This window comes from Klebsiella sp. GG_Kp173 (assembly GCF_040062415.1).
Classification (GTDB): Bacteria; Pseudomonadota; Gammaproteobacteria; order Enterobacterales; family Enterobacteriaceae; genus Klebsiella; species Klebsiella quasipneumoniae.
The window spans coordinates 124,227-139,603 of record NZ_JBEAFZ010000087.1 but is presented as its reverse complement, the minus strand read 5'-3'; the positions used below and the strand labels follow the sequence as shown (position 1 = coordinate 139,603).

Here is a 15,377-nt window from a genome sequence, read left to right as displayed (position 1 = left end):
AGGACATTCTATGATCTCTCTTGATGAAGCAATGCTCTATGCCCCTGTTGAATGGCACGATTGTTCCGAAGGCTATACCGATATTCGCTACCACAAATCGGCCGACGGCATTGCCAAAATCACTATCAACCGCCCGCAGGTGCGCAACGCCTTCCGCCCGCTGACCGTCAAAGAAATGATCCAGGCGCTGGCGGATGCCCGTTATGACGACAATATCGGGGTGATTGTCCTGACCGGCGAAGGTGAGAAAGCCTTTTGCGCGGGCGGCGATCAGAAAGTTCGCGGTGATTACGGCGGCTATCAGGATGACTCCGGCGTACATCATCTCAACGTACTCGATTTTCAGCGCCAGATCCGCACCTGCCCGAAACCGGTGGTGGCGATGGTGGCCGGCTACTCTATCGGCGGCGGCCACGTGTTGCACATGATGTGCGATCTGACCATCGCGGCGGAAAACGCCATCTTCGGTCAGACCGGGCCGAAGGTCGGCTCCTTCGACGGCGGCTGGGGCGCCTCCTATATGGCGCGCATCGTCGGGCAGAAAAAAGCGCGGGAAATCTGGTTCCTCTGCCGTCAGTATGACGCCCAGCAGGCGCTGGATATGGGGCTGGTGAACACCGTGGTGCCGCTGGCGGATCTGGAAAAAGAGACGGTGCGCTGGTGTCGGGAAATGCTGCAGAACAGTCCAATGGCGCTGCGCTGCCTGAAAGCGGCGCTGAACGCCGACTGCGACGGCCAGGCCGGTCTGCAGGAGCTGGCGGGCAACGCCACCATGCTGTTCTACATGACGGAAGAGGGGCAGGAAGGCCGCAATGCCTTCAACCAGAAACGTCAGCCGGACTTCAGCAAATTTAAACGGAATCCCTAATGCGCGTATCGCAGGTTTACCGCTGGCAGATACCGATGGACGCGGGCGTGGTGCTGCGCGAACGGCGGTTAAAAACCCGCGATGGGCTGTTCATCCACCTGCGGGAGGGTGAACGGGAGGGCTGGGGGGAAATATCCCCCCTGCCGGGATTCAGCGCAGAGACCCTGGAGGAGGCGCAGGCGGCGCTATTGGCGTGGGCGCAGGCCTGGCGCGACGGCGCGGAGCCGGCGCTTCCTGCGCTGCCCTCTGTCGCGTTTGGCATCAGCTGCGCGCAGGCGGAGCTCAGCGGCGAGCTGCCGCTGGCCGCGGATTATCGCGCAGCGCCGCTCTGCTCCGGCGATCCGGATGAGCTGTTCGCCAGACTGGCGGCGATGCCCGGCGAGAAAGTCGCTAAGGTGAAAGTGGGTCTCTGGGAGGCGGTCCGCGACGGCATGGTGGTTAATCTGCTGCTGGAAGCCATCCCCGACCTGCAGCTGCGTCTGGATGCCAACCGGGCCTGGACGCCGCTGAAAGCGCAGCAGTTTGCGAAATACGTCAATCCGGCGTATCGCCAGCGCATTGCGTTTATTGAGGAGCCCTGTAAAACGCGGGAGGACTCGCGGGCTTTTAGCCGCGAAGCCGGGATCGCTATCGCCTGGGATGAAAGCCTGCGCGAGGCGGATTTTCGCTTCGTCGCCGAGCCGGGCGTGCGCGCGGTGGTGATCAAGCCGACGCTAACCGGCAGTTTACACCAGGTTCAGCAGCAGGTCGCCGCGGCCCATGCGCTGGGGCTGAGCGCGGTGATCAGTTCGTCGATCGAGTCCAGCCTCGGGTTAACTCAGCTGGCGCGGGTTGCCGCCTGGCTGACGCCGCAGACCATCCCCGGACTGGACACCCTGTCGCTGATGAGCGCCCAACTGGTACGGCCGTGGCCGGAAAGCACCCTGCCGATGATCAACATGGATACGCTGGAGGCGCTGTTGTGACCTTTTGCGACTGGCCCTGGCGCCACTGGCGCCAGCGGCGCGGAGAGGCGCAGGCGCTGCGCCTGAATGACCAGCCGCTGACCTGGCGCGACCTGTGCGCCCACGTTGACGCGCTGGCGGTCGGCTTTGCCGCGCAGGGCGTAACGGCAGGTCACGGGGTGGCGCTGCAGGCTTTTAACCAGCCCTCGACGCTGCTGGCCTGGCTGGCGCTGCTGCAGTGCGGCGCGCGGGTGCTGCCGCTGAATCCGCAGCTGCCCGCAGCGTTGCTGCAGGAACTGCTGCCAGCGTTGACCGTCCAGCATCAGCTGGTGCTTAACGGCGATGCGCTGCCGGGGGATTTACCGGCGTTAACCCTGCAGGCGGCAGCGGGAACCCATGCTGTGCCGTGGCGCGGGGATCGTTTCGCCTCAATGACGCTGACCTCGGGGTCGACCGGTCTGCCGAAGGCGGCAGTGCATGATGCCAGCGCCCATCTGGCCAGCGCCGCCGGCGTGCTGGCGCTGATGCCGTTTGCCGCAGAAGATGACTGGCTGCTGTCGCTGCCGCTGTTTCATGTCTCCGGCCAGGGGATTATGTGGCGCTGGCTGCTGGCCGGCGCGCGGCTGACGGTGCGCGATAAACAACCGCTGGCGCAGATGCTGCAGGGCTGCACCCATGCTTCGCTGGTACCGACACAGCTGTGGCGCCTGCTGAATGACGGTGTTGCGCTCTCCCTCAAGGCGGTGCTGCTTGGCGGCGCGGCGATCCCCGTCGAGTTGACCGAGCGGGCGCGGGGGCAGGGGGTACGCACCTATTGCGGCTATGGCCTGACCGAGTTCGCTTCCACCGTCTGCGCCAAAGAGGCCGACGGCGCGGCGGATGTGGGCGCGCCGTTGCCGGGGCGGGAGATGAAAATCGTTGCCGGCGAGGTCTGGCTGCGGGCGGCGAGTATGGCCGCAGGCTACTGGCGCGACGGTCAATTGTTGCCATTGACCAACGACGAAGGGTGGTTTGCCACCCGCGATCGCGGCGAGATCATCAATGGACGGCTCACTCTCCTCGGGCGCCTGGATAATCTCTTTTTCAGCGGTGGGGAAGGGATCCAGCCTGAGGAGGTGGAACGGATCATCGTGGCGCATCCGCAGATACAACAGGCGTTTGTCGTGCCGCTGGACGATGCGGAATATGGCCAGCGTCCGGTCGCGGTGGTGGAATGCGATGACGGCTGCGAGATGAGCGTGCTGGCGGCATGGAGCGCGGAGCGGCTGGCGCGTTTCCAGCAGCCGGTGCGTTGGCTGCGGCTGCCGGAAACGTTAAAGAACGGTGGGATTAAGATCTCGCGCCGGGCGCTGCGCGAATGGGTCAATTCGCCGGCTTAGCCGATATTGGCTTCGGCGCGACGCTGGCGCTGTTTACGCCGCAGACGCAGCAGCGGCGGCACCACCAGCACGGCGATGGCCAGCACCAGCAGCGTTTTGGTCACTCCACTTTGCCACAGGATCGCCAGGTTGCCGTTGCTGATGGACAGCGCGCGACGCAGGTTCTGCTCCAGCATCTCCCCCAGCACGAAGCCAAGGATCAGCGGCGACATCGGGAAGTGCATTTTGCGCATGATGTAGCCAAGCACGCCAAGCCCCACCATCAGCAACAGGTCAAAAGTGGTGCTGTGTACCGCGTAAACGCCGACGGCGGAGACTGCGGCGATGGCCGGGACCAGAAACCACAGCGGAATGGTCAGCATACGGGTGAACAGACCGATCAGCGGAATGTTCATGATAAGCAGCATCACGTTGGCGATCAGCAGGGCGGCAATCAGCCCCCAGACGATATCCGGCTGTTCGGTGAACATCGCCGGGCCGGGCGTAATGTTATACAGCGTCAGCGCGCCCATCATCACCGCGGTGGTGCCGGACCCTGGCACGCCGAGCGTCAGCATGGGAATAAAGGAACCGCAGGCGGAGGCGTTATTAGCCGCTTCCGGCGCCGCCACGCCGCGAATATCTCCCTTGCCGAAGTTATCGCTGTTACCGCTGAGTTTTTTCTCCGTCATGTAGGTAATGGCGCTGGCGATGGTCGCCCCGGCGCCGGGCAGAATACCGACGAAGAAACCCACCACCGAGGAGCGCAGCGTCGCGCCGACGCACTGTGCGGCCTCTTTGGTGTTAAACAGCATCCGTCCGGTTTTCCGCACCAGGGTTTGTCCGCCGCTGGTGCTCTCCAGCATCAGCAGGATCTCCGAGACCGAGAACAAGCCGATCACTACCACAATAAACTGCACACCGTCGGAGAGATGGACGCTGTCGAAGGTGAAGCGGTAAACCCCGGTATTGGCGTCTACGCCCACCGTCGCCAGACCCAGGCCGATTAACGCCGCGAGGAACGACTTCAGCGGGTTCTGCGCCATCATGCTGCCAAGACAGGCGATGGCGAAGACCATCAGCGCGAAGTATTCCGCGGGACCGAACGCCAGCGACCACTGGGCGAGCAGCGGTGCGAACAAAATAATGCCGCCGATGGCGATCAGTGAGCCAAAGAAGGAACTGACGGCGGAAATCGACAGCGCAACGCCGCCGCGACCCTGCTGGGCCATCGGATAGCCGTCGAGGGCGGTCATAATGGCGGCGGCATCGCCGGGCACGTTCAACAGAATCGATGAGATTCGCCCGCCGTATTCGCAACCGATATAGACCGTCGCCAGCAGGATCAGCGCCGACTCCGCGGGTAAATGCAGGGCGAAAGCCAGCGGCAGCAGGATCGCCACGCCGTTGATAGGCCCCAGCCCCGGCAGCAGGCCAACGATAGTTCCGACAAAGCAGCCGATCAGGGCGATCAACAGGTTCTCCGGCGTCATGGCGACGGCGAAGCCCTGCGAGAGATAGATCCAGGTATCCATAAACGCCTCCGTTAATTAAACCAGATGCCGAGGGGCAGGGTGACATCGAGCAGGGTGTCGAAGGCGTACCATAACGACACGCCCATCGCGACGCCGGCAATACCCGCCGCCGGCAGCGTCGCGCCGAACAGCAGACCAATGATCGCCGTCAGCAGCGCGGTGGCCAACGGAAAACCGAGCCATTCAAACCCCCAGGCGTAGACCACCAGCACCACGACCATGGTCAGCAGACGCTGCAGCACATGCCGTCCCGGCCACTCGACGGCGTCCGGGCGACGCAACAGCATTAACGCCGAGCACAGCAGCATCAGGCCGATGATCCCGAGCGGGAAGGGGCGCGGGCCGACGGGTTCATAGGAGTATTCGCTATGGATCTGCCAGGCGATAAACAGACCGCCAGTACATAACAACAGCCATACTCCGGCAAAAATACGATCGCTCATGAGCGCCTCCGCGGTTTATTTTGCCAGGCCAAAGGCTTTCGCCTGTTCGCGGTAGTCGCTGACCTGCTGCTTAACGTAGGTATCGAGCGCCTTGCCGTTCATATTGAATTCAAACAGGCCGCGCAGTTCACGTTGCTTTTTGAATGCTTCGGTTTGCTGCAGTTTAGTGAATTCATCGACCCACCACTGGTACTCGGCGTCGCTGACTTTCGGGCCCATAAAGAAGCCGCGAATAATCGGCCAGACCAGGTCGTAGCCCTGCTCTTTAGCGGTGGGGACATCGGCGAGTGCGCCCGGCAGCCGTTCACTGGAGAAGACCGCCAGCACGCGGATTTTATTGCCCTGCAGATAGGGCACCATCTCGCTGAGATCGCCGGAGACTGCTTGCACATGGTTACCGAGCAGCGCGGTCACCGGCTCGCCGCCGCCTTCAAAGGCGACATAGCGCATTTTATGCGGGTCGACGTTGGCTTTTTGCGCCAGCAGCGCCGCTTTCATCCAGTCCTGACTGCCGATGGAGGCCCCGGCGCCAATCACGATACTGGAGGGGTTTTTCTCCATTGCGGTCATAAACGATTTCAGATCTTTCCATGGCGAATCGGCGCGCACGGCGATCATGCCGTAGTCGGTGCCGACGCTCGCCAGCCAGCGCACGTCATCGACGCTGTAACGGCCGAATTTACCCTGCGACAGGTTTAGCAGCGAGCCGCCGGAGAAGGCGACGACGGTCCCCGGCTCTGCCGGGCGCTGGGCGACAATGGCGTTGTAGGCCACCGCGCCCACGCCGCCGGGCATATAGGTGACGCGCATCGGTTTTTCGATGGCGCCGGTTTCCATCAGGCTCACCTGAATCAGCTTACAGGTCAGGTCAAAGCCGCCGCCCGGTTTAGCAGGCGCGATACATTCGGTGCGGGACGGGGCCTCCGCGGCGAAGGCGGATGTGGTACAGAGGCACAGCGCGATGGCGCTCAGATGACGGAGAAATGGCGTTTTCATAGGCTTCCTCAGCAGGTACAGGGCAGGTTTTTTTGATTATGTGAACCGACATATGGCGATTCGGTTGCATGATTGTTAAAACAGTTACCTTTCATTTCCCTTTCAATGCGGCAGCAACGTTACAGGATGTGATATGCGTCTCTTATTAGCCGAGGATAACCGTGAGCTGGCTCACTGGCTGGAAAAAGCGCTGGTGCAGGGCGGTTTTGCCGTGGATTGCGTCGCTGACGGGCGTGCGGCCGACCATCTGCTGCAAAGCGAGCAATATGCGCTGGCGGTGCTGGATATCGGTATGCCGGGGTACGATGGCCTTGAAGTGGTCCAGCGGCTGCGCAAGCGCGGGCAGACTCTGCCGGTGCTGTTGCTGACCGCCCGCAGCGCGGTAGCGGACCGGGTGAAAGGTTTAAATGCCGGCGCGGATGACTATTTACCCAAGCCCTTTGAGCTGGAAGAGCTCGACGCCCGCCTGCGGGCGCTGCTCCGGCGCAGCGAAGGGCAGGTGCATGAGGTGCAGCAGCTTGGTGAGCTGGCGTATTGTGACGAAGGCTATTTTTTACTCCGTGGCCAGATGCTGTCTTTGACGCCGCGTGAGCTGGCGTTATTGAAGGTGCTGATGTTTCGCCGCACCCGCCCGGTTTCGCGCCAGCAGTTATTCGAACAGGTGTTCAGTCTCAGCGACGACGTCAGTCCGGAAAGCATCGAACTCTATATTCACCGTCTGCGCAAGAAACTTCAGGCGAGCAATGTGCGTATAACCACCCTGCGCGGGTTAGGCTATCTGCTTGAGTGCGAGCGCCATGAGATGGGGTAAGCCGCAATCGCTCTATGCCCAACTATTGCTGTTTCTCGGCCTGCCGCTGGTTCTGCTGTGGGGACTCTCCGCGTTTAATAGCTACGTCAGCGCGCTGCAGGCGGCAACGCAAGCCTACGATCGTACCCTGTTGTCGTCGGCGCGGACGGTGGCCGAACGGCTGGTGGTGCGCGGAGGACAACTGGAGGTGAATGTGCCCTGGGTGGTGCTGGACAGCTTCGAGCTCAACATGAACGATCGCCTCTATTACAAGGTGCTTGACCCGCAGGGGAAGGTTATTTCCGGCTATGACGATCTGCCCGCGATGCCGCCCTCCACCTCGCGAACTCAGCTCTATCCGGCGCTGGCATGGTTTTATCATACCGAATATCGCGGTCAGGCAATTCGCGTGGCGCGCCTGCTGCAGCCCATCAACGAAGGGGGCGTCGTGGGCATGGCGGAGATCTATATTGCCGAAACGCTGCAGTCCCGCCGCTGGCTGGCTGGACAATTACTCTTCTCATCCTGGGTGTCGCAGGGGTTACTGGTCCTGTTGACGCTGGTGCTGGCAGCCTGGCTGCTGCGCCGCGTGCTGCGGCCCATGCGCCAGCTCTCCGCGCTGATGGTGCGCCGTGAACCCGGCCTACTGACGCCGCTGCCGGAGCTGCTGCCCTGGTCAGAAACGCGGCTGCTGATTGTCGCGTTCAACCGCTATATCGACCGCCTGCGGGTGATGATCTCCCGCCAGGAGCGCTTCAGCGCCGATGCGTCCCATCAGCTGAAAACGCCGCTGGCGGTGCTGAAAACGCAGGCTTCGGTTGCACTGGCCAGCGACGATCCGCAACTGTGGCGCGAAAGCCTGCAGGCGATGCGCGCCACGCTGGACGATACGGTCTTGTTAACGGAGCGGTTGCTGCAGCTGGCGACGGTAAAACAGCGGGAGCAGGCGTTTGCGGTGATTAACTTGCCGGAAATTGTGCGCAACAGCTGCTTTTCGCGTATTGCGCAAGCGCGGAGCAAACATATCGATCTTGGCTATGAGGGCGAGCAGTCGGCGGTACAGGTGGCAGGCGATAGCGTTCTGCTGGGGGAACTGTGCGCTAACCTGCTCGACAATGCCATTCGCTATACCCCGGAATATGGTACGGTCACGCTTAGCCTGCATCGCGACGGCGACGCCGTGCTGCTCAGCGTGGAAGACAGCGGCCCGGGAATTGACGACCAGCAGGTACACCAGGCGCTGATGCCGTTTCGCCGCCTCGATAACGCGGGCGCGATACCCGGTGCCGGGCTGGGGCTGGCGCTGGTAAACGATATCGCGCGTCTGCATCGTAGCCACCTGCAGCTTTCGCGCAGCGAAAGCCTGGGCGGACTGAAGGCGACGCTGCGCCTGCCGACCGTGGCGTCAGAGTAGCCCCTTCATGCTCAGGGTCAGGCGGGTGGCGGCGTTGAGATCGTAGTTTTTAAGCTCATCCGCTTTCACCCAGGCGTAATCGTCAAACTCCTCGTTGATCGTCACGTCACGATTGGCGCTGACGCAGTCGAAGATCAGATAGATCATATAGATCGCTTCCTGGCGCCCGTCGGGGTAAGTTTTAACGCGGGTATCATCGCGGAAGCTCCACGGCGCAATATGGGTAAGGATGAGTTTTTCGCCGAGCTCTTCGCGGATTTCCCGGCGCAGCGCCTCTTCAAGACGTTCCCCCGGCTCCACGCCGCCGCCGGATAAGGCCCATTGTCCGGGAAAAACGCCGCGGTCGGCAGCCATCTTGCACAACAGGTAATGGCCATCATTTTGGATTAGCGGGCAAACAATCGTCCTTTGACGCATGGTTTTTCTCCTTCAGGGGATAGGGCGGTAGGCTGATGAAACAGTTTGCGAGCCGCCTCGGTAAATCGCAACAGAAATAAAGCCCTGGCCTTGTCGAGTGCTACGTTAAGCGAAAATAACCGTATGGAGCACCGCCATGGAAAGGGCGACGAATTCCCCCTCGCCGCGCCGATCGTGCGGTGTGCCCCTTTTAACGTCAATGTATTTGGCGTAAATCATATTAAACATCAATATGAATGACGCTGAATTCCCGACGCCCCGCACCGGCAACGTCCGATGCCGTAAAAAGACGCAACTGGTTACACTCTTGTGAAAAATCATTTCGCCAGGTCATTGATTCCTGACGAGTGCGCAGTAGAATTTTCGGGTTTTTTCGGGACTTCTTTGATTTTAATTTTCTGGATAGAGTAAATAATGAAAAAAAGCATTTTTATGGCGCTGGCTGGCGTCATGCTGGTTTCTTCGGCGGCCCATGCGATCAGCGTTACCGGCGAAGCAGGCGAGCATTACACCAACCTTGGGGTCGGCTTCGGCACCGAGTCCACCGGTCTGGCTGTTTCGGGTAACTGGTTGCACAGCGATAACGACGGCGACGCCGCGGGTTTAGGCCTGGGTCTGAATATTCCGCTGGGGCCGTTCCTCGCGACCGTGGGTGGTAAAGGGGTATACACCAACCCGAAACAGGGTGATGAAGGCTATGCGGCAGCGGTCGGCGGCGGCCTGCAGTGGAAAATCGGCGACAGCTTCCGTCTGTATGGCGACTACTACTACTCTCCGGATTCACTCTCCAGCGGTATTGACAGCTATCAGGAAGCCAACGTCGGCGCCAGCTGGACCATTATGCGTCCGCTCAGCATCCAGGCGGGCTATCGCTATCTGAACCTGGCGGGTAAAGATGGCAACCGCGATAACACCATCGCCGACGGCCCGTACATCGGCGCCAGCGCCAGCTTCTAATCTCCTCCGGCGCGGTCTCTTCTTGCCGCGCCAGATTTTCCTCCTCGTCAGCATCCCGCTTTGCGTTATAGTATTTGCCACCTGGCAGGCAAGGAGTGAGCAATGTTGAATGTGGAAATGCTGTCCACTGGCGATGAAGTGTTGCATGGTCAAATCGTTGACACCAATGCAGCATGGCTGGCGGATTTCTTTTTTAATCAGGGTTTACCGTTAACGCGCCGTCATACCGTCGGCGACGATCTCGATGCGCTGGTGGCGATTCTGCGCGAACGCAGCGAACAGGCGGATGTGCTGATCGTCAATGGCGGCCTCGGCCCCACCAGCGACGACCTGAGCGCGCTGGCCGCGGCCACCGCGAAAGGCGAAGGGCTTATTTTGCATCCGGAGTGGCTGGATACCATGACCCGCTTCTTTGCCGAACGTGGGCGGCCGATGGCGGAAAGCAACCGTAAGCAGGCGGAAATCCCCGCCAGCGCCGAGATGATCAATAACCCGGTGGGCACGGCCTGCGGCTTTGCCATCCAGCTCAATCGCTGCCTGATGTTTTTCACCCCCGGCGTACCTTCTGAATTTAAAGTGATGGTCGAGCAGGAGATTTTACCGCGTCTGCGCCAGCGCTTTACGCTGCCGGAGCCGCCGGTATGCCTGCGTCTGACCACCTTTGGCCGCTCGGAGAGCGAGCTGGCGCAAAGCCTCAATCCGCTGACGTTACCGCCTGGCGTCGTGATGGGCTACCGCTCGTCGATGCCGATCATTGAGCTGAAGCTGACCGGACCGGCTGAGCAGCGTGACGCCATGCTGGCTCTGTGGCCGGAAGTGCGTAAAGTGGCTGGCGACAGCCTGATTTTCGAAGGCACTGAAGGGTTACCGGCGCAGATTGCACGCTGCCTGCAGGAGCGGCAGCTGAGCCTGACGCTCAGCGAGCAGTTTACCGGCGGTCTGCTGGCGCTCCAGCTGTCCCGCGCCGGCGCGCCGCTGCTGGCCAGCGAAGTGGTCCCGGCGCAGGAGGAGACGCTTGCGCAGGCGGCCCGCTGGGCGGCCGAGCGGCGCATTAACCATTTTGCCGGCCTGGCCCTGGCGGTGAGCGGCCAGGAGAACGATCATCTTAACGTGGCCCTGGCCACCCCGGACGGCACCTTCGCGCTGCGGGTGAAGTTCAGCGTCACCCGCCACAGCCTGGCGGTACGCCAGGAAGTCTGCGCCATGATGGCATTAAACCTGCTGCGTCGCTGGCTGAATGGCCAACCGCTGGCCAGCGAACATGGCTGGATTAACGTGGTGGATTCCCTCTCGCTGTAAGTCGTTTCCCGGCGCACGGGCTTCTCCCGGGCGCCGGTTGTCCAGCCTGTTGTACTCTCCTGAAAAAATTCTGTGCGTTAAGTCGCAATTTTCCGCTGCGAACGGTCCAGCATACGGGAAAGCGATTGCCCCGCGATGTCGCTCACACTTTACCGCCCGGACAACCGCAACACTGATTCCAGTATTCAGGATTGGAGTCCAGTATGTTGGAATCAACGAAAGTCCCGGCGCTAACCCGCGCGATTGAGATCCTCAATTTAATTAGCCGGATTGGTCCCTGCAGCGCAGCCACCATCATTGCCGAACTGGGGATCCCGAAAAGCACGGTTTATCTGCTGCTGGGCGAGCTGAAAAAGCAGCGCTTCATCAGTATGGATAATCAGGATAACTACTGCCTGTGGACCAAACTGGTGGAGCTGGCCGGGCAGGCGCTAAGCAAAATGGACCTGCGCGAGCTGGCGCGGCCACGCCTGACCCGGCTGATGGATGAGTGCGGCCTGCTCTGCCATCTGGGCATTATCGATCACGGTAACGCCTACTACATTCTGAAAATTGAATCACCCGCCACCATTAGCGTGCGTTCGCACGAAGGAAAGAGCCTGTCGCTTTACCGCTCCGGGATCGGCAAATGTTTGCTGGCCTGGCAGCCCGCCAGCGTTCAGGCGTCGATTATCGAAGACCTGCAGTGGGAGCGGGCTACGCCAACGACCATCAGCAATGCTCAACAGCTGCGGGAGGAGCTGGGGCGGATCCGCGCCCGGGGCTGGAGCTTTGATAATGGCGAGGACTACCCGGATGTGCGCTGTGTGGCCGCGCCGGTGTTTAACGCCAATAACGACCTGACCGCCGCCATCTCGGTGGTGGGCACCCGTCTGCAAATCAATGAAGACAATCGCGATTATCTGGCCGGTAAGGCGATTGCCTGCGCGAAAGATATTTCACGACTGCTGGGGTGGAAAAGCCCCTTCGAACAACTCGCCTCATCATAAGGAGAACACCATGACCCTACCGAAAATTAAACATGTCCGTGCCTGGTTTACCGGCGGCGCCACAGCAGAGCAGGGCGCCGGCGGCGGCGATTACCACGATCAGGGGGCTAACCACTGGATTGACGATCATATCGCTACCCCGATGAGCAAATATAAACAGTATGAGCAGTCCCGCCAGTCGTTTGGCATCAACGTGCTGGGCACGCTGATTGTGGAAGTGGAGGCTGACAACGGGCAGACCGGCTTTGCCGTGTCGACGGCCGGAGAGATGGGCTGCTTTATCGTGGAGAAACATCTCAACCGCTTTATCGAAGGCAAATGCGTCAGCGATATCAAACTGATCCATGACCAGATGCTCAACGCTACCCTTTACTACGCGGGATCCGGCGGTCTGGTGATGAACACCCTCTCCTGTGTCGACCTCGCGCTGTGGGATCTGTTCGGGAAAGTGGTTGGCCTGCCGGTCTACAAACTGCTGGGCGGAGCGGTACGCGACGAAATCCAGTTCTATGCCACCGGCGCCCGTCCGGATCTGGCGCAGGAGATGGGCTTTATCGGCGGCAAAATGCCCACCCATTGGGGGCCGCACGATGGCGACGCCGGGATCCGCAAAGACGTCGCCATGGTGGCGGATATGCGCGAAAAATGCGGCCCGGATTTCTGGTTAATGCTGGACTGCTGGATGAGCCAGGACGTTAACTATGCCACCAAACTTGCCCATGCCTGCGCCCCTTACAACCTCAAGTGGATCGAGGAGTGCCTGCCGCCGCAGCAGTATGAAGGTTATCGCGAGCTGAAGCGCCAGGCGCCGGCCGGGATGATGGTGACCAGCGGCGAGCACCACGGCACCCTGCAGTCCTTCCGCACCCTGTCTGAGACCGGAATCGATATTATGCAGCCCGACGTCGGCTGGTGCGGCGGCTTAACCACCCTGGTGGAGATAGCGGCTATTGCTAAAGCGCGCGGGCAGCTGGTGGTGCCGCACGGCTCGTCGGTGTACTCCCATCATGCGGTGATCACTTTCACCAACACGCCGTTCAGCGAGTTTCTGATGACCAGTCCGGACTGCGCCACGCTGCGTCCGCAGTTCGACCCGATCCTGCTCGGCGAGCCGGTGCCTGAGAGGGGGCGCATTCATAAATCGGTCCTGGATAAACCCGGCTTTGGCGTCGAGCTCAATCGCGACTGCAACCTGAAACGTCCTTATCAACACTGATCCCCCGGGCCGCCCGGCGGCCCACGCCTGAGGATATTATGATGAGCAACACTCTGCTGGAGAGCGTGGTGAAGAAAAACCGCGCACGCTTAATCCCCTTTATGCTGGCGCTGTACGTGCTGGCGTTTCTTGACCGTTCGAATATCGGTTTCGCCAAAGAGACCTACCAGCTGGATACGGGCCTCAGCAACGAAGCCTATGCGCTGGGGGCGGGGATTTTCTTTGTGGTCTATGCCTTTCTCGGGGTACCGGCCAACCTGCTGATGCGCAAATTCGGCGCCAGAAAATGGATCGGCTGCACCACGCTGCTGTGGGGCGTGCTGTCGGCGGCGATGGCGTGGGCGGATACGGAAGCGAAATTCCTGCTGGTACGCACCCTGCTGGGCGCGGCGGAGGCGGGCTTCTTCCCCGGCATGATCTACCTCACTTCACAGTGGTTTCCCCAGCAAAACCGCGCCAGCATTATGGGGCTTTTTTATATGGGGGCGCCGCTGGCCCTGACGCTCGGTTCGCCTTTATCCGGCGCGCTGCTGGAGATGCATGGGTTTATGGGCCATCCCGGCTGGTTCTGGATGTTTGTGATTGAAGGCCTGCTTGCTGTCGCCGCGGGAGCGTTCACCTTCTTCTGGCTGGACGATTCGCCGCAGCATGCCCGCTTCCTGAGCGCTGCGGAGAAACAGGCGCTGATCGGCGAGCTGGCGCGAGAGGAGGAGAAAAAGGTCACCTCGCGCCTGTCCGATGCGCTGCGTAACGGGCGGGTCTGGCAGCTGGCGCTGATTTACATGACCATTCAGGTGGCGGTCTATGGCCTGATTTTCTTCCTGCCTACTCAGGTCGCCGCGCTGTTGGGCACCAAAGTCGGCTTCATTGCGTCGGTGGTGACGGCTATCCCATGGGTGGCGGCGCTGTTCGGCACCTGGCTTATCCCTCGCTACTCCGATCGCACCGGCGAGCGGCGCAATATTGCCGCGCTGACGCTGCTGGCGGCAGCGGTCGGGATTGCGGTTTCCGGGCTGGTGGCGCCGGTGCTGGCTATCATCGCGCTGTGCGTGGCGGCGGTTGGGGTGATTGCCGTGCAGCCGGTCTTCTGGACGATGCCGACGCAGCTGCTCTCCGGCACGGCGCTGGCCGCCGGGATTGGCTTCGTTAACCTGTTTGGCGCCATCGGCGGCTTTCTGGCGCCAATCGTCCGCGTGCAGGCCGAAACGCTGTTCGCCAGCAGCGCCGCCGGACTGTTAACCCTGGCCGGCGTGGCCATCGTCGGGGTGATCATCATCTTCTCATTAAGCCTCACCCGCGCGGTTCCTCAGCGCGGCAGCGTACAGCATTGATTAAAGGAATCGCTATGAACGCACTGTTATCTAACCCCTTCAAACGTGGATTATTACGCGGTGAGACGCAAATTGGCCTGTGGCTGAGCTCGACCTCCTCCTATATGGCGGAGATTGCCGCCACCTCAGGATATGACTGGCTGCTGATCGACGGCGAGCATGCCCCGAATACCATTCAGGACCTTTATCATCAGCTCCAGGCCATCGCTCCCTATGCCAGTCAGCCGGTGATTCGTCCAGTCGAGGGCAGCCGCAGCCTGATAAAACAGGTGCTGGATATTGGCGCCAGAACGTTGCTGGTGCCGATGGTCGATACCGCCGAGCAGGCGCGGGAAGTCGTCTCGGCAACCCGTTATCCTCCCGTCGGTAGCCGCGGCGTCGGCGCCGGCGTGGCCCGGGCGGCGCGCTGGGGCAGAGTGGAGAATTATATGGCGGAGGCGAATGACGAGCTCTGTCTGCTGATTCAGGTAGAGAGCCGAACCGCGCTGGAAAATCTGGACGCTATCCTCGAGGTGGAGGGCATTGACGGGGTGTTTATCGGTCCGGCGGATCTCTCCGCTTCGCTGGGGCACCCGGACGATGCTGGCCATCCTGACGTGCAGCGGGTGATTGAGCAGAGCATCCGGCGCATTCGCGCGGCGGGTAAAGCGGCCGGATTTCTGGCGGTCGACCCGGCGATGGCGGAAAAATGTCTCGCCTGGGGGGCCAATTTCGTCGCCGTCGGGGTCGATACCATGCTCTACACCGAGGCGCTGGACCGCCGGCTGGCGATGTTTAAATCCGCCAGCGCTCAGCCGCAGGGGAAAGCGAGCTATTGACG

15 protein-coding genes are annotated in these 15,377 nt (G+C 61.1%); 11 read left to right on the top strand and 4 right to left on the bottom strand.

Features of this window, described 5'->3' with window-relative positions:
* Nucleotides 1–10: 10 nt before the first annotated feature.
* Genes menB through menE form a run of 3 tightly spaced genes read left to right on the top strand, consistent with a single transcriptional unit; the run spans nucleotide 11 to nucleotide 3,191 of the window.
* Nucleotides 11–868: a 1,4-dihydroxy-2-naphthoyl-CoA synthase gene (gene menB, locus ABLU50_RS22610; RefSeq protein WP_004201730.1), complete on the top strand. Its 858-nt coding sequence runs from the start codon at nucleotides 11–13 to the stop codon at nucleotides 866–868.
* Nucleotides 868–1,833: an o-succinylbenzoate synthase gene (menC, locus tag ABLU50_RS22605; protein WP_087832067.1), complete on the top strand. Its 966-nt coding sequence runs from the start codon at nucleotides 868–870 to the stop codon at nucleotides 1,831–1,833. Before menB ends, menC begins: the two co-directional genes overlap by 1 nt.
* Nucleotides 1,830–3,191, top strand: coding sequence for an o-succinylbenzoate--CoA ligase (gene menE / locus ABLU50_RS22600; RefSeq protein WP_087832068.1), 1,362 nt, complete (start codon nucleotides 1,830–1,832; stop codon nucleotides 3,189–3,191). The genes menC and menE overlap by 4 nt, the downstream gene beginning before the upstream one ends.
* Here menE and ABLU50_RS22595 read toward each other — a convergent pair.
* Genes ABLU50_RS22595 through ABLU50_RS22585 form a run of 3 tightly spaced genes read right to left on the bottom strand, consistent with a single transcriptional unit; the run spans nucleotide 3,188 to nucleotide 6,144 of the window.
* Nucleotides 3,188–4,705, bottom strand: a complete 1,518-nt coding sequence (locus ABLU50_RS22595; RefSeq protein WP_004201726.1) for a tripartite tricarboxylate transporter permease — start codon at nucleotides 4,703–4,705, stop codon at nucleotides 3,188–3,190. The genes menE and ABLU50_RS22595 overlap by 4 nt on opposite strands.
* An 11-nt stretch (nucleotides 4,706–4,716) precedes the next feature.
* Nucleotides 4,717–5,148: a tripartite tricarboxylate transporter TctB family protein gene (locus ABLU50_RS22590; protein WP_004201725.1), complete on the bottom strand. Its 432-nt coding sequence runs from the start codon at nucleotides 5,146–5,148 to the stop codon at nucleotides 4,717–4,719.
* 15 nt (nucleotides 5,149–5,163) lie between these two features.
* Nucleotides 5,164–6,144, bottom strand: coding sequence for a tripartite tricarboxylate transporter substrate binding protein (locus tag ABLU50_RS22585; RefSeq protein WP_017899284.1), 981 nt, complete (start codon nucleotides 6,142–6,144; stop codon nucleotides 5,164–5,166).
* Nucleotides 6,145–6,277: 133 nt separating this feature from the next.
* On the opposite strand from ABLU50_RS22585, the gene tctD reads away from it, so the two are divergent.
* The gene (gene tctD / locus ABLU50_RS22580) at nucleotides 6,278–6,955 is read left to right on the top strand and encodes a transcriptional regulator TctD (protein WP_004201723.1); all 678 of its coding nucleotides are present in this window, start codon (nucleotides 6,278–6,280) and stop codon (nucleotides 6,953–6,955) included.
* Nucleotides 6,942–8,348, top strand: coding sequence for a sensor histidine kinase (locus ABLU50_RS22575; protein WP_087832069.1), 1,407 nt, complete (start codon nucleotides 6,942–6,944; stop codon nucleotides 8,346–8,348). The genes tctD and ABLU50_RS22575 overlap by 14 nt, the downstream gene beginning before the upstream one ends.
* Here ABLU50_RS22575 and nudI read toward each other — a convergent pair.
* Entirely contained in the window at nucleotides 8,340–8,765 is a 426-nt protein-coding gene (gene nudI, locus ABLU50_RS22570) for a nucleoside triphosphatase NudI (RefSeq protein WP_017899287.1), read from the bottom strand. The two genes, ABLU50_RS22575 and nudI, sit on opposite strands and share 9 nt — an antisense overlap.
* A 414-nt stretch (nucleotides 8,766–9,179) precedes the next feature.
* Here nudI and ABLU50_RS22565 point away from each other — a divergent pair, with 414 nt between their 5' ends.
* From ABLU50_RS22565 to yfaU, 6 genes are all read left to right on the top strand, one after another.
* Complete coding sequence (locus tag ABLU50_RS22565) at nucleotides 9,180–9,722, top strand: YfaZ family outer membrane protein (protein ID WP_004201712.1); 543 nt, start codon at nucleotides 9,180–9,182, stop codon at nucleotides 9,720–9,722.
* A 102-nt stretch (nucleotides 9,723–9,824) separates the two neighbouring features.
* On the top strand, nucleotides 9,825–11,021 hold the full coding sequence (locus tag ABLU50_RS22560; RefSeq protein WP_048325207.1) for a nicotinamide mononucleotide deamidase-related protein YfaY: 1,197 nt from the start codon (nucleotides 9,825–9,827) through the stop codon (nucleotides 11,019–11,021).
* Between the two features lie 203 nt (nucleotides 11,022–11,224).
* Nucleotides 11,225–12,010 (top strand): IclR family transcriptional regulator, encoded by a 786-nt coding sequence (locus tag ABLU50_RS22555; protein WP_087832070.1) that lies wholly within the window; start codon nucleotides 11,225–11,227, stop codon nucleotides 12,008–12,010.
* A gap of 10 nt (nucleotides 12,011–12,020) precedes the next feature.
* Nucleotides 12,021–13,226, top strand: coding sequence for an L-rhamnonate dehydratase (rhmD, locus tag ABLU50_RS22550; protein ID WP_042948354.1), 1,206 nt, complete (start codon nucleotides 12,021–12,023; stop codon nucleotides 13,224–13,226).
* 41 nt (nucleotides 13,227–13,267) lie between these two features.
* Nucleotides 13,268–14,557, top strand: a complete 1,290-nt coding sequence (locus ABLU50_RS22545; RefSeq protein WP_004201705.1) for an MFS transporter — start codon at nucleotides 13,268–13,270, stop codon at nucleotides 14,555–14,557.
* Nucleotides 14,558–14,571: 14 nt separating this feature from the next.
* A complete protein-coding gene (gene yfaU, locus ABLU50_RS22540; RefSeq protein ID WP_004201703.1) occupies nucleotides 14,572–15,375 on the top strand; it encodes a 2-keto-3-deoxy-L-rhamnonate aldolase in 804 nt (267 codons plus the stop codon).
* Nucleotides 15,376–15,377 lie beyond the last annotated feature (2 nt).